Origin of the sequence: Nostoc sp. (genome assembly GCF_036919555.1) — a bacterium.
Lineage (GTDB): Bacteria > Cyanobacteriota > Cyanobacteriia > Cyanobacteriales > Nostocaceae > Nostoc.
This window is the reverse complement of record NZ_JBALCS010000073.1, coordinates 118,216-139,499: the sequence shown is the minus strand read 5'-3', so window position 1 is coordinate 139,499 and position 21,284 is coordinate 118,216. Positions and strand designations below refer to the sequence as shown.

General features: G+C 40.1%; 15 protein-coding genes. 13 read left to right on the top strand and 2 right to left on the bottom strand.

Annotated elements, in window-relative coordinates:
• Positions 1-31 precede the first annotated feature (31 nt).
• From V7K36_RS20250 to V7K36_RS20215, 8 genes are all read left to right on the top strand, one after another.
• Positions 32-1,579, top strand: coding sequence for an HlyD family efflux transporter periplasmic adaptor subunit (locus V7K36_RS20250; protein WP_335118648.1), 1,548 nt, complete (start codon positions 32-34; stop codon positions 1,577-1,579).
• A gap of 196 nt (positions 1,580-1,775) precedes the next feature.
• Positions 1,776-2,573, top strand: coding sequence for a peptidylprolyl isomerase (locus V7K36_RS20245; RefSeq protein ID WP_335118646.1), 798 nt, complete (start codon positions 1,776-1,778; stop codon positions 2,571-2,573).
• A 419-nt stretch (positions 2,574-2,992) separates the two neighbouring features.
• Positions 2,993-3,277 carry a hypothetical protein gene (locus V7K36_RS20240; RefSeq protein WP_335118644.1) on the top strand — a complete coding sequence of 95 codons (285 nt, stop codon included), beginning with the start codon at positions 2,993-2,995 and terminating at the stop codon, positions 3,275-3,277.
• A 503-nt stretch (positions 3,278-3,780) separates the two neighbouring features.
• Positions 3,781-6,813, top strand: coding sequence for a tetratricopeptide repeat protein (locus tag V7K36_RS20235; RefSeq protein WP_335118642.1), 3,033 nt, complete (start codon positions 3,781-3,783; stop codon positions 6,811-6,813).
• Positions 6,814-6,930: 117 nt separating this feature from the next.
• The gene (locus V7K36_RS20230; protein WP_335118640.1) at positions 6,931-8,058 is read left to right on the top strand and encodes a calcium-binding protein; all 1,128 of its coding nucleotides are present in this window, start codon (positions 6,931-6,933) and stop codon (positions 8,056-8,058) included.
• Positions 8,059-8,102: 44 nt separating this feature from the next.
• The gene (locus tag V7K36_RS20225; RefSeq protein ID WP_335118638.1) at positions 8,103-8,594 is read left to right on the top strand and encodes a hypothetical protein; all 492 of its coding nucleotides are present in this window, start codon (positions 8,103-8,105) and stop codon (positions 8,592-8,594) included.
• Positions 8,595-8,828: 234 nt separating this feature from the next.
• Positions 8,829-10,154, top strand: a complete 1,326-nt coding sequence (locus V7K36_RS20220; RefSeq protein WP_335118636.1) for a calcium-binding protein — start codon at positions 8,829-8,831, stop codon at positions 10,152-10,154.
• 419 nt (positions 10,155-10,573) lie between these two features.
• Positions 10,574-12,847, top strand: a complete 2,274-nt coding sequence (locus V7K36_RS20215) for a tetratricopeptide repeat protein (protein ID WP_335118634.1) — start codon at positions 10,574-10,576, stop codon at positions 12,845-12,847.
• Between the two features lie 141 nt (positions 12,848-12,988).
• On the opposite strand, the gene V7K36_RS20210 is transcribed toward V7K36_RS20215, so the two are convergent.
• On the bottom strand, positions 12,989-13,129 hold the full coding sequence (locus V7K36_RS20210; RefSeq protein ID WP_335118632.1) for a hypothetical protein: 141 nt from the start codon (positions 13,127-13,129) through the stop codon (positions 12,989-12,991).
• Between the two features lie 430 nt (positions 13,130-13,559).
• On the opposite strand from V7K36_RS20210, the gene V7K36_RS20205 reads away from it, so the two are divergent.
• Genes V7K36_RS20205 through V7K36_RS20185 form a run of 5 tightly spaced genes read left to right on the top strand, consistent with a single transcriptional unit; the run spans position 13,560 to position 18,401 of the window.
• Positions 13,560-14,825, top strand: coding sequence for a class I SAM-dependent methyltransferase (locus V7K36_RS20205; RefSeq protein ID WP_335118630.1), 1,266 nt, complete (start codon positions 13,560-13,562; stop codon positions 14,823-14,825).
• Between the two features lie 40 nt (positions 14,826-14,865).
• Positions 14,866-15,663, top strand: coding sequence for a sugar phosphate nucleotidyltransferase (locus tag V7K36_RS20200; RefSeq protein WP_335118628.1), 798 nt, complete (start codon positions 14,866-14,868; stop codon positions 15,661-15,663).
• Positions 15,660-16,313: a PIG-L deacetylase family protein gene (locus V7K36_RS20195; protein ID WP_335118626.1), complete on the top strand. Its 654-nt coding sequence runs from the start codon at positions 15,660-15,662 to the stop codon at positions 16,311-16,313. The genes V7K36_RS20200 and V7K36_RS20195 overlap by 4 nt, the downstream gene beginning before the upstream one ends.
• 8 nt (positions 16,314-16,321) lie before the next feature.
• Positions 16,322-17,059: an SDR family oxidoreductase gene (locus tag V7K36_RS20190; protein WP_335118624.1), complete on the top strand. Its 738-nt coding sequence runs from the start codon at positions 16,322-16,324 to the stop codon at positions 17,057-17,059.
• A 22-nt stretch (positions 17,060-17,081) separates the two neighbouring features.
• Complete coding sequence (locus tag V7K36_RS20185; protein WP_335118622.1) at positions 17,082-18,401, top strand: DUF4910 domain-containing protein; 1,320 nt, start codon at positions 17,082-17,084, stop codon at positions 18,399-18,401.
• A 266-nt stretch (positions 18,402-18,667) separates the two neighbouring features.
• Here the strand turns inward: V7K36_RS20185 and V7K36_RS20180 are convergent, their stop codons facing one another.
• Entirely contained in the window at positions 18,668-21,253 is a 2,586-nt protein-coding gene (locus V7K36_RS20180) for a GAF domain-containing protein (protein WP_335118620.1), read from the bottom strand.
• Between the last annotated feature and the right edge of the window lie 31 nt (positions 21,254-21,284).

Here is a 21,284-nt window from a genome sequence, read left to right as displayed (position 1 = left end):
CCCCACCTTCCCCATTATCAGAAATAAAACTATGCCAAATCCCAATAGATCATCGCCACTTCCCCAAGATCAGCCAGATGAGCATCAAAGTTATACACAGCAGGAGGAATCTGTAGAGTTCAACGAGCAGACAGAGACAGAAAATGACAGTGAAGATTTGCACTACGGTACTGAGGGATTACTCAATGCCTTACCTCGAATTTGGACTCGTGGTTTGTTATATGTACTCATCGGCTTTGCTGGTCTAGTCTTACCTTGGGCAACTCTCTCGCGAGTCGATGAAACTGGTAGCGCCAGAGGGCGTATAGAACCAAAAGGCGCAACTCAAAAATTAGACGCTCAAGTTGGTGGGAGTGTCAAAACAGTTAAGGTCAAAGAAGGAGATACAGTCAGAGCCGGTCAGGTTCTACTGGAACTGAACTCCGATTTACTGCAAACGGGACTGCAAGAAGTCGAGAGCAAATTGCAAGGGCTACAAAATCGGCAATCTCAACTGGAACTTCTCAAAAATCAACTCTTAATGTCAACTAACCTTTTAGAGCAACAAAATAAATCCCAAGAATTAGAAAAAATGGCTCAAGTTAACCAGGCAAATCAAAACCTGGATGCCAAACTGAGTAGCTATAACCTCCAAAAGTTAGAAAAACAAGCATTAGTTAAGCAAGCAGAGCAGCAGATTTACACCACTCGCGATGATCAGCAATCGGCTAAAAGTCGTTTGAGTATAGATTCTAGGCAAGTTAAACGTTTTAGCAAACTCGTTCATGATGGCGCGGTTTCTGCAACCCAAATTGAGCAACTCCAAAAAGAAGAACAAGAAAGCAAACGACTCTATAACAAGGCTGTATCAGATATCAAACAAGCACAATTGGGTTTAGTGGAAGAACTAAATCGTTATCAAGTCACTATCAAGACTTTGGAATCTGATATCAAACAAGCAAAACTCCGACTGCAAGAAGAACAAAGTAGCTATAAAAGTCTGATGCAAGCCGGGAAACTGGCTGTAATGAAAAATCAGGAACAGCTAAAAGACCTACAGACCCAAATAACAGCAGCGCAATCAGAAGTGGCTCAGACTAAAAGCCAGATTACATCTATAAGAGTTCAAATGCAGCAACGAGTGGTGCGATCGCCGATTAATGGGGTGATTTTTGAATTACCCACCACTAAGGCGGGAGCAGTAGTACAAGCCGGTCAAAGGATTGCCCAAATCGCACCCAAAAATACAGACTTTGTACTCAAAGCCCAAATACCTAATCAGGATAGTGGTTTCTTGAAGGTAGGAATGCCAGTCAAAGTCAAGTTTGATGCTTATCCCTTCCAAGAGTATGGAATTGTGCAAGGGAAAGTTGCTTGGATCTCTCCTGACTCGAAAGTTAGCCAAACACCCCAAGGGAACATCGAAACCTATCAGCTAGAAATCACCTTAGAACAGCAGTATGTCCAAAATGGCAACAAACGTATTCAATTAGGTGCCGGTCAGACAGCAAATGCTGAAGTCATTATTCGCCAACGGCGGGTGATTGACTTTGTTTTAGATCCATTCAAGAAACTGCAAAAAGGCGGTTTACAGATGTAGTCAGAGGGATACCTACGGCGGTAAGCTATGCACTGGAATTAGGAAATCAGACAAGAGAGAAATAAATTCAAAACTCAAAATTCAAAATTGTTCGCGCAGCGTCTCGTAGAGAAGAAAAAGACAACGAGAAGAATTAATAATCAATGCCCAATGCCCCATGCCCAATGCCCAATTCCCTTAATTATTGGAGAATGTTATGCCCCAGAATCTGACCATTTCTAGTTCAGATATCATTCAGAGTCTCAAACTCTCCTGTCAAATACCTGATGTAGTGGAAGCAATAGCATCGCAAAGCATTATTGCCGAAGCAGCTCAAGAGCTAGGAATTTCAGTCACACCAGAAGAATTACAGCAAGAAGGAGATGAATTACGGTTTGCGAAGAAGCTTGTCAAAGCTAAAGAAACCTGGACATGGCTAGAAAAACACCACCTGTCTGTGAATGAGTTTGAAGAATTAGCCTACAACAAAATCCTTTCGCGGAAGTTAGCAAATTATCTATTTTCTGCTCAAGTCAAAAAGCACTTTTATGAACGCCAACTAGATTATGTCGCCGCCATTACCTACGAAGTCGTCTTCGAGAATCGAGACTTGGCTTTAGAGCTTTTTTATGCCCTAGAAGAAGGCGAAGTCAATTTTCCCGAAATTGCTCGTTTATATATCCCAGAACCAGAACTCCGCCGTATTTATGGATATCAGGGATTGCGATACCGCAAAGATTTTCGTCCAGAGATTGCAGCAGCTGTATTTGCTGCTGCACCACCACAAGCTCTCAAACCGATTACGACTCCCAAAGGGGTGCATTTAATTTGGGTGGAAGAAGTGATTCAACCCCAACTAGATGAACAGTTGCGCCAAAAAATCATTACAGAATCATTTTCTAATTGGTTAAAGCAACAAATCAACACGATGAAAATAGTTACTCAGATAGACTCAGATGCAAATATGCGATCGCCGGAGAAATTGCTAGATATGTCATTCACCAAGACTAAATAGGTTATTAAATTCCAAATATTTTTGTAGCTAACTATCTCCCCTAACTTATGGTAGATATCTGGAGTTTTTAAAAATGTTATGGATACTGATATTATCTGCTTAAAAATTTAATATTTTTTCGTTTTTAGTATTTTGTGAGTACACCCACAAGGTGCTATTTTGATGTGATTAAAAAATAGCTTAAATCGCCATAAGGCTTGCTAGGTAGAGATAATTTTACTTTCTATCTAGATTTTTTATGATTATATTAATTCCATAAATAATGATTTTTCAGCATAAATCTATTAGTTTTATTAATCAAAAATTACTCAAAAAAGGATTGACTTTTTTGAGTAATCAACTATAGTAATTATGTAAGCAACAAAAACAAGTTGGTTACAGCAAAGATTCCCAAACAGCCAATTTCAGGAGAAACTCAAATGATTATTTCTGATCTAAACTACTTGGAAAACACCTCTGAAGAAGTTCTTGGTGGTTATTCTTTTAGTGCTACAAAGTACGTACATATCAACCTGTCCCAGTTTGAGAACCTTACCATTACCAAAAATGTCAACTCAACAGCTAACGTTAAAGGCCACGTAGCTAATTCTGAAACCCAAGCTACTGCATTCGGTCCCAACAGCGCGGCTGAAACAACTGGTTTCACCAATACCACTCCTACTTCTTCTGCTTCTAACTCATTGGCTACATCTGCTACCAGCTAACTAATTCATAGTCGGTATATGCTACCAGATCAGAATTAAACTCTACTCACAAAGAGTATTAACTCATGCAAGTAGAGTTAGGCTTGAAAGCCTAATAGATTCATAAATAGCCGAAGGCTCTCTGCTCATTTGAGCTTTCGGCTTTTACCTAAACTACATCATTTGATCTCAAATAACTGTTTACTCAATAAATTTTTACAATATTTAGTCCTCAACCCAGGCTACAGTTATGTGCTGTTTGCCCGCCCTGAATTAAAATTCTGGGTTAGTATTCTTTATTGCTATTAAAGTAGGGTGGACACTGCCTACCATTTGCTGAAGCCCTTATTTTGCACCTTACCAATGGTTGTTGAGAATGGTGCAAGCTTTCAGTTTTAACAGACTTAAAATCAGTATCTCAGTCGATTTTAACCAAATTAATTAAGTTATAAATTTCAGAAACTTGAGTCACTTGCAGATATAAGAACAAAAGACAAATGAAGTAAAAATACTTGTATTAAGTTATGACTACAATTTCTGAGGTTCTCCAACTCGCTGTTCAACATCACCGAGCCAAGCGCTTCACTCAAGCTGAAGAGGTTTATCGTCAAATTATAGACGTAAATCCCCAGCAACCAGATGCACTATATGCCTTAGGTATGCTGGCGCAGCAGCGGGGAGAATATCAAAATTCAGAGCAATTTTTCCAAGCAGCTTTGGAATTACAGCCAGAAGCAGCCGGAATACACAACAGCTTGGGGTTTAGTCTACAACAACAGGGTAAACTAGAAGAAGCGATCGCCTACTATGAAAAAGCACTAAACATTCTACCCGACTGCATAGAAGTGCAAATGAATCTGGGTAATGCTCTCCATCTTCAAGGAAGGCTACCACCAGAAGAACAAGCCCACTATGCAGACTTAAATCAGCAGTTTGCTTTAAGTAGGCAACAAGTAGAGGATTTCAAGATTGCAGAATTATATTATCGCCAAGCTATTGCATTGCAGCCAGATTTGGTACAAGCTCATAATAATTTAGGAGAAGTACTCCAAAAACAAGGGCGATTCAATGATGCCCTTAAGTCTTACCAACAAGCAATAAAAATTAAACCAGACTATCCTTACGCCTATCACAACTTAGGCTATTATTTCCAGGAAAAAGGAAAATTTGAGGAAGCAATAGACGCTTACAAAAAAACATTAAATATTCAACCTAATTGGGTAATCACCCATAACAACTTGGCAAATGCTCTGAAGGCATTAAATAGATTTGATGCCGCCAGAGAATCCTATCAAGAAGCTATCAGAATTAAACCTGATGTTGATTATATCTATTACAACTTAGGAACACTACTTAGAGATAATAACAAAATAGAAGCAGCAGTACAGGCATTTGAACAAGCTCTCAAAGTTACGCCAAGCTATGCTCCTGCTAAATTGGGTATTTGTATCAGTCAACTGCCAATTATCTATTCCAGTGTTGATGAAATTGAATTTAGACGAAATCAGTATCAACAGCATTTACAAAATTTAGCGAAAGATTATGAATTAACTAATCAGGAAGAACGGGCAAAAGCAGCTGAGTTGGTGGGAGCATTACAGCCCTTTTATTTGACATATCAAGGCTTAAATGACCGAGATTTACAGCGAACTTATGGGGAAATGATTTACCAGATTATGTCAACTCGCTATCCCCAAAGTGTCCAGCCGCTTGTTATCCCAAATTTAGATAAAAATCAAAAGGTTCGTATTGGTATCGTCTCGGGGTTTTTCTGTCATCATTCTAATTGGAAAATCCCGCTTAAAGGTTGGGTAGAAAATCTGGATCGAAGTGAGTTTGAATTATTTGGTTATCATACTGGGGTCAAAAAAGATGATTCAACAATCAGTGCCACCAAGACTTTTGATAAATTTGTTCAAGGTGTTCCCTCACTTGAACAATGGTGTAAGGTAATCACAGAAGATAAATTACATATCCTGATTATCCCTGAATTTGGGATGGACCCAATGACAGTCAAACTGGGTTGTCTGAGATTAGCGCCAATTCAAATGACATCTTGGGGACACCCTGATACCAGTGGACTACCGACAATTGACTATTACTTGAGCAGTGACTTAATGGAACCAGAAAATGCTCAAGAACATTATACAGAAAAGTTAGTTAGATTACCCAATCTATCTATTCATTACACACCCTTAGCAATTGAACCTGAAGTAATTAAGAAATCAGATATAGGTTTAAAAGAGGATGAAATTTTCTTCTGGTGTTGCCAGTCATTATATAAATATTTGCCCAATCATGATGATGTTTTTGCCGCCATTGCCAAGGGGTTAGAAAATTCTAAATTTGTGTTTATTAAACACGAAAGTGAAGACATTACAGAAATATTTCGCCAGCGCTTAAACCATGCTTTTGCAGCCTTTGGGTTGGATTATCAAAAGTACTGTTTATTTTTGTCTCACATGAATACCAGAAAGTTTGCTGGGACTACAGCCTTAGCTGATGTTTTTTTGGATAGCATTGGTTGGTCTGGATGTAACTCTACTTTAGAATCTATTGCCCATAATATTCCCGTTGTCACTTTACCAGGAGAACTGATGCGGGGACGGCATTCTTTGGCAATTTTGCAGATGATGGGTATAGAAGAGACGATCGCCTCAAATAAAGCAGAATACGTACAAATCGCCATCCGTCTGGGGAAAGATGCTGAATATCGGCAATATATCTCCCAGCAAGTGGCAGAAAATAAGCACAAATTATATGGCGATTTAAAACCAGTCAGAGCGCTGGAAGATTTTATTTTGCAGCTGGTTAATAAACCAAGACAATTTGACACCAAAGATGTTTCTGAATTATTTAAACTTGCAGTTCAACATCATCGAACTAATCGCCTAAACGAAGCTGAACAGCTATATCTTCAGGTGATCGAAAAACAATCAGACTATTCAGAAGCATTATATGGTTTAGGGATGCTGGCACAGCAGAAAGGTGCGTTACAGGAAGCACAGAAGTATTTGAATACAGCTTCGCAACTTCAGCCTAACTCGGTGAAAATTTGGTTTAGTTTAGGCAATTTGCATCAAGGACAAGGACAGTTACAAGAAGCTGAAGAAGCTTACAAAAAAGCTATTGCTTTGCGACCAGATGCAGGGACAATTTACAATAATTTGGGCTACACCTTGGAACAACAAGGTAAGTGGTCAGAAGCGATCGTATCCTATCAAAAAGCTCTGGAATTTCAGCAAAACTGCATAGAAGCGGAAGTCAATTTAGGGAATGCGCTTTTTGCCCAAGGGCAGCTCTCAACAGAGAAACAACCCTATTATGCTGAATTGAATTATAAGCTGGGCATTGCCCGCCAACAAGCAGGTGATTGGCAAACTGCTGTTGTTTACTATCGAGCTGCGATCGCACTACAGCCTGATTTAGTTGAAGCTCATTATAACTTGGGGGTGGTACTGCAAGAACAAGGAAAAGAAGAAGAAGCGATCGCTTGCTATCAAAAAGCTTTGGAGTTTAATCCCCAACACCAAGAAGCCAACATCAAATTAGGATAGATTTACCAACCCTAGCACAACTAACAACTAAAAATTTGTGGTTAAACGGGTCGTTTTACCTGATATCCAACTCCGATCAATCTAAACTTAAACTTTCAAATTAAGGAAAGAAAATTTGTGGCTTTTAATCTGGCTTTTAATCTAGGAACCAGCGGTAATGACTTAATTACAGGGACTGCTGCAAGCGATCAATTATTTGCAAATTTCGGTAATGATACTCTATTGGGGTTAGGGGGAGATGATTTCCTTCAGGGCAACCAGGGTAACGATTTATTAAATGGTGGTGATGGTAACGATCAGCTTTTTGGGGGTGACGGCAATGATACGCTTCTGGGTGGTGCCGGCAATGACTTCCTCGATGGTGGTGATGGCAACGACAGAGTAGATGGCGGTAATGGCGATGACTATATTCAAGGCGGACTGGGTAACGACACCTTATTAGGCGGAGCCGGTAATGATCGCATCTTCGATATCAGTGGCAATAATCTCATTTATGGGGGAAGTGGCAATGACTTCATCCAAGGAGCCAGTGGTAATGCCTTTACAGGGGGAGGAATGGATACGATTTATGGGGGTGACGGGAATGATCAAATATTCGCGCTAGGCCAAAAGGATTTCCTCTACGGAGATGCTGGCAATGACACCCTCAGTGGCTATATTGGGGATGATCATCTGGAAGGGGGCACTGGCGACGACAACCTCGATGGCGGTTTCGGAAATGACCTTCTGTTCGGCGATCTTGGAAACGATACTCTAAATGGCAACATCGGCAATGACACCCTCCAAGGGGGCGGCGGTGATGATGTTCTCATCGGTGGTGCTGGTAATGATGTCCTCGTCGGTGTGGGTCGGGGCAGCAAGGAAAGTTTCGGAGGAAAGTCACTAGGCTTTGGGGAAACCGATCTCTTGACCGGAGGGGCTGGGGCAGACCTGTTTGTACTCGGAGGTAATGGACAATTCTACTACCTCGGTGGTTCTACTGTCGGTAAGGGTTTCACTCTCTTTGATGCGGCTGTGATTGGTGTGGAAAGTAATGGGGTGCTGAAACGAGACTTCGATCCGACGGTTGATCGCATTCAGTTACAGAAGGGACTCAATTATAAACTGGGACAAGCCAGCTTTTATAGCGCACTTGACACTATTATTTATGCGGACTTTGGCAAGGGGAATGATATTCTAGGGGTTGTGGTTGGAGCAACACCAGCAGAAGTCGCGCCTACCCTAGAAATTGTAAATACTGCTTGACTTTTACATCACAAGTACTAATATTCCAGGAGACAGTAAAAAATATGTTCTTAGCAATTTTTAAGAAAGTTAAAGATTTCTTCATCAGAATAGTCAAAGACGAAACTCTTCACAGCCAACTCCTGAGCAAGAAAGTTGAGGATTTGAAAAAAGCTGTAGAAAATGGAAGTATGCAAATAGCTGATTTACCATATTTACAGAATGTTTCAAAAGACGAATTGATTTTAGGTTCTGCTGGAGTGAATGTGATATCTGGGGCATTCGCTTTCGGGTCAGATAGTTACCCTTTTGCTAGTGCAAATAGTTCTTCCAAAGCTTGGTCAACAGATGATTACACATCAAATGGCACAGGATTATCTGAGGCATGGGGTGATAATGCTACAGCTAACCTAGCAACGACAGGTAATGGTAATATAGTGATTGGAAATACTAAATTTAAATCTTATCAAAACTCTGCTTCTGCAAGTGGTTCTGTAATCTCGATTGATTCGACCTCCGTACTGAGTTTTTCCGACTTGTTGGGAAGTTTCTTTTGAGGTTTTCCAAGTCCTGATTTTTAAGTTAGCTATTTTCATTCAATTCAATTCTAGCTTCTGACGCCTTGATTCTGTTTTGTTAAATCAGAGCTATTGAAAATCAATAATACCTGAAGGCACAAAACACTTGTGGGTTTTCTGTAAACCCTGCCAATACGCTAAACTTTGTCGTGTGGTTGCAGTTGGACTGCCCATATTTTCTTTGAGTAGTTAATAAGCTCAACAGAGGTTTTCATGTCATCACTAGCTACAGTTTCAGACTTAATTATTTCCACAGTCAAATTTAATCTCGATCCCATTTCAAATTTCAATTACAATTACAATTACAATTTCAGTTCCAATTCCAATTCCAATTTAAATCCCAAACCCAAACCAAAACCAAAACCCAATTTTGTTACCGCTCAAGAGAATACTGTTTTCTCCAACTATAGTCAAAGTCCTTCAGGAACTTTGACTGATGCCCAGACGAAGACATTAGTTAAAGGTGGCTTGGGTGTTGCTATTGCTGAGGCTAAAGCGAGTTTTTTTAAGGCTGACACAACTTTTTCAAAACTCTTCAATGATACTAGTGTCATTGGATTAAATGGTCAGTTTACAGGTAGTTCCGAAAGCAAAACAAAAGTACTTGCTAATTTTAGGGTTGACGCTAATCAAAACTTCTCTTTTGATTTTTCAGCAAATTTAGCGCTGAAAGCTAAAGAAATTGAAAATTCCAAAGTTGAATATAACAAAGCTGTGTCTAAAACCGCTTTTTTGGTGTTAGATACTACAAATCCCAATAAGCCCATAGTTTTAGATTATTTTGGTATCCAGGGTAATTTAATCTCCTCTAATCAAATCGCCGATCTGACCCTTGGTAATAGTCGCAATGTTACGATTAACCTTCGGAATAAAATTTCTGAGATTAATAGCAACAATGGTAGTGACTTCCTCAATGATAGTGCTGTTGGGACTTATCATCGGAATTTTACTCGCAATAGCAACATAGCTGTAGTTGAAATTAATACTAGTACCGTTGAATTGGCAGGAGATACTTTAATTGGCAACTTAGGTAAAGATGTTATCTATGGCACGATTTGGAACGATAAATTAACCGGAACTAACGGTGCGGATAAACTTTATGCCAGCTTGGGGAATGATCAGCTATATGGAAAAAAAGGTAATGATATCCTCGACGCAGGCCAAGGTAATGATAGGCTAGATGGTGGTGATGGCAATGATACACTCTATGGCCGTTTGGGTAATGATGTCCTGATTGGTGGTAGTGGTAATGATGTCTTGGTTGGTGGCGGTGGTAAAGACACATTTATTTTCAAAAAAGCCGATACCCACTTAAGAAATGACTTTGATATCATTAAAGATTTCCAAGTTGGTTTTGATAAGATTGTATTAGATGGCTGGGATTATACTAATAGTAGTCTTAAGCTAGGTGGTATAAATATAACAAATAGCAAAGATGGTGCTGTGATCAAATTAGATTCTTTATTTAATCAAGAAACAATATTAATTTCAGGTGTGACTGCCAGTCACATTAACTCTCAATCAATAGCATTTACTTAAGGCTAATTGCTCTCCAGAAAAACTACTCTTATCCCGAATAATTGCCTGACTTTTCACTCTTATCTGGAAAACTTAACTTCCATTCTTCTCTCCTGTAAGGAGAGAGGCTTTAAATTCTCTCCTTTCCGTTGGAAATTTAGGGCTGACACATTTATTTTTCTCCCATCGGATGAAACTACCCTGCTTTTTAAGAGGGGGAAACAGGCGAAATATTTTATACTTATCAGCCATCCTCTAAGGCTATACTAACCCGTAACAAGCTGATATCAACTTAATAATTAATATATAGCAATCCGATTTGATTCCTGAAATTACTTGCGTAGGCAGCGAACTCTTAACTGGGAATAGGGAACAGGAAACAAGGGGGTAGAAGTGTACTGAGTTTTTTCAAAAATCAAATACGAGTCCTATAGATAGCCATGAATACTACTAATATTTCTGAATCTCAAGTAAAATCTCTGATTAAAATCGCGGTGCAGAAGCATCAGTCAAGTCAAGGGGATGAACCTGAATCGCTAGACAAAACAGAAGTGACTGAAATCTTCCAATTAGCAGTTCAACATCAACGAGCCAATCGTTTAGTAGAGGCTGAACTGTTATATAGTCAAGTTCTGGAAAAACAATCTGACCACCTGGAAGCTTTATATAGTTTAGGGATATTGGCGCAGCAGATGGGGCAACCCCAAATTGCTGAACAGTGGCTAAGTACGGCTTCGCAAATTAAACCTGATTCTGTTAAGACTTGGTTCAGTTTAGGTAATTTGCGTTTAGTTCAGGAACACTTTTCCGAAGCAGAGAAAGCTTACCGTCAAGCTCTACTCATAGTACCTGACTCACTGCCAATTTACAACAATTTGGGCTACGCTCTGCAACAACAAGGATTATTTGACGAAGCAATTAACTACTATCAAAAAGCTCTAGAGTTAAAGCCAGACTTTATAGAAGCAGAGGCGAATTTGGGTAATGCGCTGCACGCTCAAGGTAAGCTCGCCAGCGAACAACAATTGTACTATGCACAATTAAATCATAAATTGGGTGTTGCCCGGGAAAAAGCAGGGGATTTAAAAACTGCTGTTATTTATCACAAACAAGCGATCGCACTACAGCCAGATTTGCTAGAAGCTTATTATAACTTGGGACTGGCGCTGCAATCCCAAGGGGAGTTAGAAGAAGCGATCGCCTTTTATCAAAAACTCTTGCAACTTAATCCCACCTATGGACAAGTTTACCTGAACTTAGGCAAAATTTACCAACAGCAGAAGCAATTCCAAAAAGCAGTTTCTGCTTATCGACAAGCGTTAAAGCTGATTAATCCCCACTATGCCAAAGCATTAGCATCTGACGAGGATGCTGAAATTCTTCAACAAGTACCAGTTACACCCCCAATTCCCCAAGGGGAGGTAATTGTAGGGAAATACAGTTTTCCGGCTATCCAGCCCGTAGTAGATCATACAATCAATCGTCCTTTCTGGAGTGTGGTGGTAACTGTATATAACCGGATAGATTATCTACTCGAATGCCTTGTCAGTGTCTTGGCACAATGGCAGGGAGAAGAGCAGATGGAAATCATCGTTATGGACAATGCTAGTATAACGCCAGTATTTCAACTGGTGAATAGTATTGGACAAGGAATAATCCACTACTACCGCAATCCGCAAAACCTCGGTGTGCCAGGAAATTGGAATGCGGGAATTGCCCTAACTCGCGGTTGGTGGGTTCATTTACTTCATGACGATGATTATACTCTTCCAGGTTTTTATTCCCGGCTGCAAGAGGGTTTAGAAGGGTGTTCGGATTCTGTGGGAGCAGCTTTTACGGGTTATCAAAATATTAACGAGAAAGGGGAAGTAATTTTCCGCAAACAAGTCTATGGAGAGCAGCGAGGGATTGCTAAAAATTGGCTGCAACGCATTGGAGTTAGTAACTTATTGAATATGCCTGCGGTGGTGATTCGTCGAGAGGCGCACCAACAATTGGGGGTATATCATCCCGAATTGACCTATACAACTGACTGGGAACTTTATAAACGCATTGCTGTTTTTTATGATTGGTGGTACGAACCAGAAATTTTAGCTTGTTACCGCCAACATGCTAATAACATAACTAGCGAGCTTTTGCTGACTGGGAAGCAGACGATATCCATCCGTAGGGCAATTGAAATATCAGAGAGTTATTTTCCTATTGAAGACTCGGCACAGATTACGACCGAATGCCGGAGTTATTATTTTCTTTATTGTCTAAAATTAGCCCTAATTCCTCTAGAGGCTGGGAATCTGACGGGAGCTTGGCAAGTGTTAGAAGAGGCTCTAAAAATAGATCATAACCCGAAAGCGATCGCAAAGTTATTCAGTTGGTTAACACAGGAAGAAACAACTCCCCTTCAGAAACCAGGTTATATCCAAAAAGTCTTGGGCTATTATCAACAAGCGATCGCTCTTGAGCCAGACTTGTCAGAGTTGTATTATAACTTAGGGAGCATTCTGCAAGAACAAGAGCAGCTAGAAGAAGCGATGCCTGCGGCCGTAAACTACGCATCCTATCACCAAGCCTTAAAACTCAATCCTCAAAACTGGGAAATCTACAACCGCTTGAGTCAAGTTTACCAAGCTCAAAACCAAATTAAAGAGGCGATTTCGGTGTATCCTCAGGGGTTGACCTTACCGGATACATTTTTACAGACAGACAGTTCATGACTTATCATCTGGGATTCTGGTGTCATCCATGCGCCAGGGTATAGAAATTTCTGAGAGTTATCTTTCTGCTGAACATCGTACAGACATGACAACCCAAACTGGTAAGTAGGTAGGCATTTGCTATTTTAGGAGAAAATATTGCTACTGAATTAAAATTCCCACAAATTGCGATCGCGGCATAATATAACGCCGTGTGGATCTCAATGAGTGTAAAAAGCCTTGTAAAACCTCACCCCAACCCTCTCCTTGGTAAGGAGAGGGAGCAAGAATCTTGTTTCTCATCTGGTATATTTGCACTCATTGAGATGCTCCCTGTGCGACTTTCTCTCATATCATGTCCGCTTGATTACTTATTAAACCCGAAGAACCTCACCCCGCCAAAGCTATGCTTTGTCTCCCCTCCCCGCTTGCAGGGAGGGGCTGGGGGTGGGGTTCTTTTATTATGGGTAATCTGGCGGACATGATATCAAACGTAACTTCCAACGCCTTCGCTTGTAGGGAAGGGGAGTAAGATTTCTCGTAGGGGCGCAGCAATGCTCATTGGGGGCTTTTCTTAGTGCTATTCCAATAACCCACGGAGGTGGGTTTTGCCTGTTTATAACCGCCCTTTTTGCTTAAGTTGACACTTGTGAGCAATGTTCCCTACTGCGTGGCCTATTTACGTGAAAATAGCTGTAATTAGAAATCTGATTTTTGCCAAAAAATATAAATTATGAATTTAGCAAAACCAACAAATAATCAATCAACCACTGGTAACTGTCTGTTCTGTGGGACAGAGTTGCACCATACCTTCGTAGATTTAGGTATGTCTCCTCTCTGCGAAAGCTATCGCAGTCTCAAACAACTCAACCAAGTGGAGTCTTTTTATCCTCTGCATGTCTATGTTTGCGAGGAGTGTTTTTTAGTTCAACTTCAAGAATACATTAGCCCGGAAAATATTTTTAGCGACTACGCTTATTTCTCTTCCTACTCTGATAGCTGGTTGCAACATGCCAAGAACTACGTTGATTTAGTAGTAGAGCGTTTACAATTAACCCAGGAAAGTCAGGTAATAGAAATTGCTAGTAATGATGGCTACTTGCTGCAATACTTTGTTGCCAAAAGTATCCCGGTGCTGGGAATAGAGCCAGCCGCAAATATTGCTGAAGTAGCAATTAAAAAAGGTATTCCTACAGTTGTCAAATTTTTTGGACAGCAGACAGCCCAAGAACAGATTGCTAAGGGCAAACAGGCAGATTTATTACTAGGAAATAATGTCCTTGCCCACACACCGTATCTTAATGATTTTCTGAAAGGAATGAAAATTATCCTGAAACCACATGGTGTAATTACTATGGAATTTCCCCACTTGATGCGGTTAATCGAGGAAAATCAGTTTGATACTATTTACCATGAGCATTTCTCTTATTTTTCATTTCTCACCGTAGAAAAGATTTTTGCTGCTCACGGTTTGACAATTTTTGATGTAGAAGAATTAACTACTCATGGTGGTTCTTTGAGAATTTATGCTCGCCACAATGAAGATTATTCTAAACCCGTTCGCCACCAAGTATCAGAACTTAAATATAGAGAAGAAGCGGCTGGTTTTACGCAATTAGAATACTATTTTTCATTTGGGGAACAAGTCAAAGAAACCAAACGGAAGTTACTAGATTTCTTGATCAAAGTTAAGCAAGAGGGAAAATCGATTGTTGGTTATGGCGCTCCAGGTAAGGGAAATACTCTCTTAAACTATTGTAGTATCCGCACAGATTTTCTTGATTATACAGTAGACCGTAACCCTTACAAACAAGGTAAATTTCTACCAGGAACTCATATTCCGATTTTTCATCCAGACAAAATTGCCGAAACAAAGCCTGACTATGTACTAATTTTACCCTGGAATTTGAAAACTGAAATTATGACACAAATAGCTTATATTCGTGATTGGGGAGGTCAATTTATTGTACCAATTCCCGAAGTTAATGTCTACTCTTAAGCGGTTGATATTTTTTGCTCATCAAAAAAGAGGAATTTACATGAAAGTAGTTTTATTCTGTGGTGGTTTAGGAACTAGAATGAGAGATTATTCAGAAACTATTCCTAAGCCAATGGTGAATATTGGTTATAGACCAATATTATGGCATGTAATGAAATACTATGCTCATTATGGACACAAAGATTTTATCTTATGTCTTGGTTACAAGGCTGACCTAATTAAAAGCTATTTTTTAAATTATAATGAATGGCTCTCTAATAATTTTAGCCTTTCCAACGGTAGCCAAATCCAGTTATTTAATCGGGATATTCAAGATTGGAATATCACATTTGTAGATACAGGGTTAACTGCCAATATTGGACAAAGATTGAAGGCAGTAGAAAAGTATTTAGAAGGAGAAGAAGTATTTTTAGGTAACTACAGTGATGGTTTGACAGATTTGCATCTACCAGCGTATATTCAGCATTTTTATCAGCGTGATAAAATCGGTAGTTTTTTGTGTGTCAGACCAAGCCAAACTTTTCACCTAGTTGATATGGACGAGGATGGTTTGGTGAAGGATATAAAAGATGTCAAGCAACGTGATATTTGGATTAATGGAGGATATTTTATCTTTAAAAAAGAGATTTTTAACTATATTAATTATGGTGAAGAACTTGTTTTTGAGCCTTTTCAACGACTGATTGCCAAAGAAGAACTTTTTGCGTATAAATATACTGGCTTTTTCGGGGTAATGGATACGTTTAAAGAGAAGCAACAGTTGGATGATATGTATGCTCAAGGGGAAAGACCTTGGGAAGTATGGGGAGATAAACAACTAGAAGTAAGGCATATATGATCCAACTTAGCTTAAACAAGACAGAAGAATCTGAGTACAAAATCCTTTGTCTAGGTTCTCATTGCGATGATATCGAGATTGGTTGTGGAGGCACAATCTTAAAGCTGATACAGAATTACCAGCATGTTGTCATCGATTGGGTTGTTTTTAGTTCCAACGAGCAAAGAGCACAGGAAGCAACAGCAAGTGCCAATCTTTTCTTAAAAGAAATCCAGACCAAGAAAATTATCATTAAAAATTTTCGAGATGGCTTTTTACCTTTCCAAGGGATAGAGGTGAAGGAATGCTTTGAACAGTTGAAGCAGGAATTTTCACCAGATATAATCTTTACTCACCACCGAGACGATCGCCACCAAGATCACCGCTTAATTTCTGAGTTGACTTGGAATACCTTCAGAAATCATTTAATTTTGGAATATGAGATCCCAAAATACGATGGTGATTTGGGTATTCCTAATTTCTTTGTCCATTTAGATGAGGCACTTTGCCGCCGAAAAATTCAATACATTTTGGATGCGTTTGCCACCCAAAATAATAAGCAGTGGTTTACAGAAGATACTTTTCGTTCTATTCTCCGAATTCGCGGGATTGAATCAAATTCACCGAGTAAATATGCTGAGGCATTTTACTGTCGAAAAATATTTTTCTAAAAAATAAAATGATCAGTCAATTCACTAACCAAATTGTTGTGGTGACAGGAGCGAATAGCGGTATTGGTAAAGCGATCGCTTTGGAAATGGCGGCGCAAGGTGCTGTAGTATGTTTAGTGGGGCGTCGTTTAGAAACACTCTTAGCGATCGCTCAGACTATTCAGGAAACTTCACCTAGATCCAAAAGCTATCAGGTTGATCTGGCATTGGATGAAGACATTCAGAAACTCATAGTCTCTATTCAACAAGATTTTGGGCAAGTTGATATCCTGATTCACAACGCTGGTATTTTCTCAATGGGTGCGATTGCAACTACCCCCGTTGCAGAATTCGACCAACAGTATCGGATTAATGTTCGCGCTCCTTACTTACTGACTCAAGCTTTGCTACCCATGCTCAAAATCCGGCATGGTCAAATTGTGTTTATCAACTCATCTGTGGGCTTGAGGGCAAGTGCTAATGCAGGACATTATGCAGCAACCAAACACGCCCTAAAAGCGATCGCTGATAGTCTTAGAGAAGAAGTTAATACTGACCAAGTACGTGTTATTAGTGTGTTTCTTGGGCGTACTGCAACTCCTCTGCAAGCAAAAATTCACGAGATGGAGGGTAAAATTTATCACCCAGAACGCCTAATACAACCAGAAGATGTGGCAAGTGTAGTCATCAATGCCCTTAGCTTGCCTCCTACTGCTGAAGTTACTGATATCAGCATCCGCCCATTTAGAAAACCTCTACTTCCTTAAAATTCAAAATAGCTGAAAATATATGAATCTTAGTAGTATAAAAACACCCTCAGAGCAAATTGCTCAGGAACTTTATCAATTAGTTGATCAGCTATATCCTATTTGTCGTAGTATTACAGGTAATGGCGTTAGAAACACCCTCAAGATTATTAGTGAGTATATTCCTTTATCGGTTCATGAAGTTCCAACTGACACTCAAGTTTTTGATTGGAAAGTTCCCAAAGAATGGAATATTAAAGATGCCTACATCAAAAACTCCCAAGGTAAGAAAATTGTAGATTTTGCTAACTCGAATCTACACGTTGTTAATTATAGTATTCCAGTACATCAAAAGCTATCTCTTCCAGAACTAAAAGCGCATCTATTTACAGTGCCTGAGTCTCCTGACTGGATTCCCTATCGCACTTCATATTATAAAGAGACTTGGGGTTTTTGCGTGAGTCAAAATCAATATTTGGAACTAAATGATCAAGAATATGAAGTATTTATTGATTCTTCCCTCGAACCAGGTCATCTGAGCTATGGTGAGTATTATATTCCAGGAGACAGTACTGATGAAGTCTTAATTTCTTGCCACGCCTGCCATCCTTCACTGTGTAATGATAATCTTTCGGGAATTGCGATCGCTACTTTTATCGCTAAATATTTAAGTCAAACGACACCAAGATATTCCTATCGATTTCTCTGGATTCCAGGAACCATTGGCTCAATTACATGGCTGGCTCTCAATGAGGCTAAAGTCAATAATATTAAACATGGCTTGGTGTTAACTTGTCTAGGAGATTCAGGCAACTTTACTTACAAAAAAAGCCGTAGAGGTGACACTGAAATTGATAAAATTGCTGCTTATGTACTGAGAAACTCAAAACAGGATTATAAAATTAAAGATTTCTTCCCCTATGGCTATGATGAGCGACAATATTGCTCACCTGGATTTAATTTAGCTGTAGGTTGCTTGATGCGATCGCCTCATGAATGTTTTCCCGAATATCACACCTCAGCCGATGATTTAAATTTTGTTCAACCCCAATATCTTGCCGAGTCATTCTTTCAATGTCGTTCTATTTTACATCTACTCAATAATAATCACATTTACTACAACAAAAATCCCAAATGTGAGCCACAGTTGGGGAGAAGAGGTCTATATCAGGCAGACAATGGCGATCAAGATAGTAGGCTAAATCAAATGGCAACTTTGTGGGTTTTAAATTTATCTGATGGTCAGCATACTCTGCTCGATATTGCAGAAAGGTCGGGAATATCATTTGATGTGATTAAATATGCTGCTGATAGATTATTAGCACATGAATTGTTAACAAGTAAAAACTCCGATTCTCCTTAACCCAAGCGTATTGAATTATATTCGCCTAATACTTTTGATCGGAACACCAAACTCCGAGTCCCGAACTCATATCATGTTCACTTCATTACTTATTAAACCCTAAAAACCCCACCCCGCCAAAGCTGCGTTTTGTCTCCCCTCCCGAAGAGCGGGGAGGGGATTAAGGGGAGCCAGTGCGCTCAGAGGGGTCTCCCCAAGTGGAGCATCTGGCGTGTGGGGTGCAATGACTATGGGAATCACAACTAATTACCCGGACATGATATCACTTATTTTTCCAGAAATGTCCAGACTCCTTCATCCCAATCTGATTCTGTTGGGGGTGATTGTAACCAATGCTGACAACGCAACAGATGCAACATAGCAGCTTTGTCCTGATTGTCTGCTGCCAAAACATTAGCAAACTCAGCTCTTGCAAGATAAAACTCCCGCTTGAGGTAATACTCGCGCCCTTTCTGATAGTGCTCAATCACTTGCAATTTTTCACTTTCAATCGGATTGGAACGCAAACCCAGTAATTCATATATGGCTACTGGCTCATTTCTGCCCTTGACACGAATGTAATCTAGTTCCCTAGCCCAAATATAATCTTGGCATGGTTTAAAAGTGTTATGGCTAATAATAATGTCGCAACCATACTGTTTACTGACACTTTCTAATCGGGAGCCAAGATTAACGCCATCGCCAATGGCGGTAAATTCCATTCGCTTGCTAGAGCCAATATTCCCACTAATGACGGTATCAGAATTGATGCCAATGCCGATCTTGATTTTGGGCTTATTAACTGCGTGGCGACGGAGATTAAATTCGTGCAGGCGAACGCGCATTTCTAAGGCTGTTTGCACTGCCATCCAAGCGTGTTCTTTCAAAGGTAGGGGAGAACCAAATACAGCCATGATGGCGTCACCGATGTATTTGTCAAGGGTACCTTTATGTTTAAAAACTGCCTCCACCATTGATTCAAAATATTCATTCAGCATACTCACCACTTCTTCTGCTTCCAAGCTTTCGGTTAAAGTGGTGTAGCCGCGAATATCGGAAAATAGAATCGAAACTTCTTTACGATCGCCTCCTAGTTTAGCATCATCCAATTTCAGCAATTCTTCGGCTAATTCCTGGGTCATGTAGCGGTACATCGTACTCTTGAGCCGCTTTTCATCACTGATATCTTCCATCACCACCAGCGCCCCACGGATTTGCTCGTGGTCGCTAGCATCGGCAATTGTGTTAATCGATAAATTAATACTGTGCGGTTTTATGCTAGTACTTATGAGTGTGCGATCGGGGTAATATTGCTGGCGGCCTTTTAAGTCAATTGCGTGTAAAGCATCCTGATACCACTTGCTAAAGTCACCTTCTTTTATGGCGATCGCATCAGTAACTAATTTACCTTCTAAACGGTCTTCTGGCTCCAGTCCTAGCAAACGCTTGGCACTTTCATTGGCGGCGATAATTAATCCAGTTTTATCAGTAGAAACCACTCCATTGGAAAGACTACGCAGAATATCCCGTTGCATTTGTTCTTGTTGCTTGACTGTGGCAAACAATTGGGCATTTTGCAGCGCGACTCCGGCTTGAATATTAAAAGCTTCCATGAACTCTTCATCGTTGCGATCAAAGCTAGCTTGGAAGCAGTCGGGGGCTTTCGGCCAATCAGCTGGATTATAAGGTGGAAAATCACCAGACTTTTTTTTATTTACAAGCTGGGTAACGCCAATTAGTTGTTCATCGCCGTTAAAAACTGGCATACAAAATAAGCTACAGGTGCGATAGCCATTTTGCTGGTCGAGTTCTTTGGCTGTCTCCGAGTCAGAATGGTCATACAAGTCAAAGGCAATATTCAGTTTCTTGCCAGAAACCGCTACTAGACCAGCAAAGCCTTTACCTACGGGGACTCGCAACTCTTTAGTTGAACCATCGTCCTGGGTGATTTTCGTCCACAATTCATCGCGATCGCGGTCTATTAACCATAGTGTACTGCGATCGGCATTCATCAGTTCCTTGGCTTCATCCATCACTCGCTTTAAGGTGTCTTCTAAGTCAAGACTGCTTTGAGAGAGGGACTTGATCGCCTTCATCAGCGCCGCCACTGCTCTTTGTTTTTGAGTGGCGATATAAAAAGAGCGCGAGGATTCTAAAATCAGACGAATCGAAGGCGCAAATTCTTGAAATAATTGCTCGTCAGCATAGATAAAACCTTTGGTATCAATGCGCTCTGCAAGTGGAGCATCGGAATTATTAACAGATTTTAATTTATTTAGTAATTGCACCACCGCAACTAACTTTCCATGTTCATTCAACAATGGCAAAGCCAACATGGTGTAGGTGCGATAGCCAGTTCTTTTTTCTTGTTCTTGGGCAAAATGCGATCGCGGATCACTATAAAAATCAAAGGGAATATTGATAACTTCCTTGAAGGTGGCGACTTCCCCAGCAATGCCTTTATTGGCGGGGATGCGAATTTCTAAAGAGCGATCGCCCTCCCCCTCAGCCAGAATTGACCAGAGTTCTTGTTTTTCTTCATCCAATAAAAATATGGTCGTCCGGTCTGCCCCCAGTAATTCCCCGGTTTTCAAGGTAATCGAATGCAACATTTCTTGCAGAAGAGTTTCAAACCCCTGAGAATCCAGCATTGATAGGGTTTGATGGACAATCTGTAATTTATGCTCAACATCCTTAACGACTTGTTTAAAAGTATCCTGAGTCAGGGGAGCAAGAAACGTAGAAAAATTTCCTTTTCTTGTGGCAAGAGCGCCCACAGGAGCAGAATTTGCTTGTAATTCGAGGTTTTCTTGGTTGTGAATACCAATAATCAAATCGGTGGTCTCCCCAGAGCTTACTTGATACACTGACATAATTGGTATTTTATATAGCAGGATAAGATTT

Excerpts from the sequence above, each read along its gene's own strand:
- V7K36_RS20190 (WP_335118624.1), top strand. The coding sequence starts at position 16,322 with ATGATCAGTCAATTCACTAACCAAATTGTTGTGGTGACAGGAGCGAAT.
- V7K36_RS20215 (WP_335118634.1), top strand. The coding sequence starts at position 10,574 with ATGAATACTACTAATATTTCTGAATCTCAAGTAAAATCTCTGATTAAA.
- V7K36_RS20210 (WP_335118632.1), bottom strand. The coding sequence starts at position 13,129 with ATGAGAAACAAGATTCTTGCTCCCTCTCCTTACCAAGGAGAGGGTTGG.
- V7K36_RS20235 (WP_335118642.1), top strand. The coding sequence starts at position 3,781 with ATGACTACAATTTCTGAGGTTCTCCAACTCGCTGTTCAACATCACCGA.
- V7K36_RS20240 (WP_335118644.1), top strand. The coding sequence starts at position 2,993 with ATGATTATTTCTGATCTAAACTACTTGGAAAACACCTCTGAAGAAGTT.
- V7K36_RS20245 (WP_335118646.1), top strand. The coding sequence starts at position 1,776 with ATGCCCCAGAATCTGACCATTTCTAGTTCAGATATCATTCAGAGTCTC.
- V7K36_RS20185 (WP_335118622.1), top strand. The coding sequence starts at position 17,082 with ATGAATCTTAGTAGTATAAAAACACCCTCAGAGCAAATTGCTCAGGAA.
- V7K36_RS20200 (WP_335118628.1), top strand. The coding sequence starts at position 14,866 with ATGAAAGTAGTTTTATTCTGTGGTGGTTTAGGAACTAGAATGAGAGAT.
- V7K36_RS20250 (WP_335118648.1), top strand. The coding sequence starts at position 32 with ATGCCAAATCCCAATAGATCATCGCCACTTCCCCAAGATCAGCCAGAT.
- V7K36_RS20195 (WP_335118626.1), top strand. The coding sequence starts at position 15,660 with ATGATCCAACTTAGCTTAAACAAGACAGAAGAATCTGAGTACAAAATC.
- V7K36_RS20205 (WP_335118630.1), top strand. The coding sequence starts at position 13,560 with ATGAATTTAGCAAAACCAACAAATAATCAATCAACCACTGGTAACTGT.
- V7K36_RS20180 (WP_335118620.1), bottom strand. The coding sequence starts at position 21,253 with ATGTCAGTGTATCAAGTAAGCTCTGGGGAGACCACCGATTTGATTATT.
- V7K36_RS20220 (WP_335118636.1), top strand. The coding sequence starts at position 8,829 with ATGTCATCACTAGCTACAGTTTCAGACTTAATTATTTCCACAGTCAAA.
- V7K36_RS20225 (WP_335118638.1), top strand. The coding sequence starts at position 8,103 with ATGTTCTTAGCAATTTTTAAGAAAGTTAAAGATTTCTTCATCAGAATA.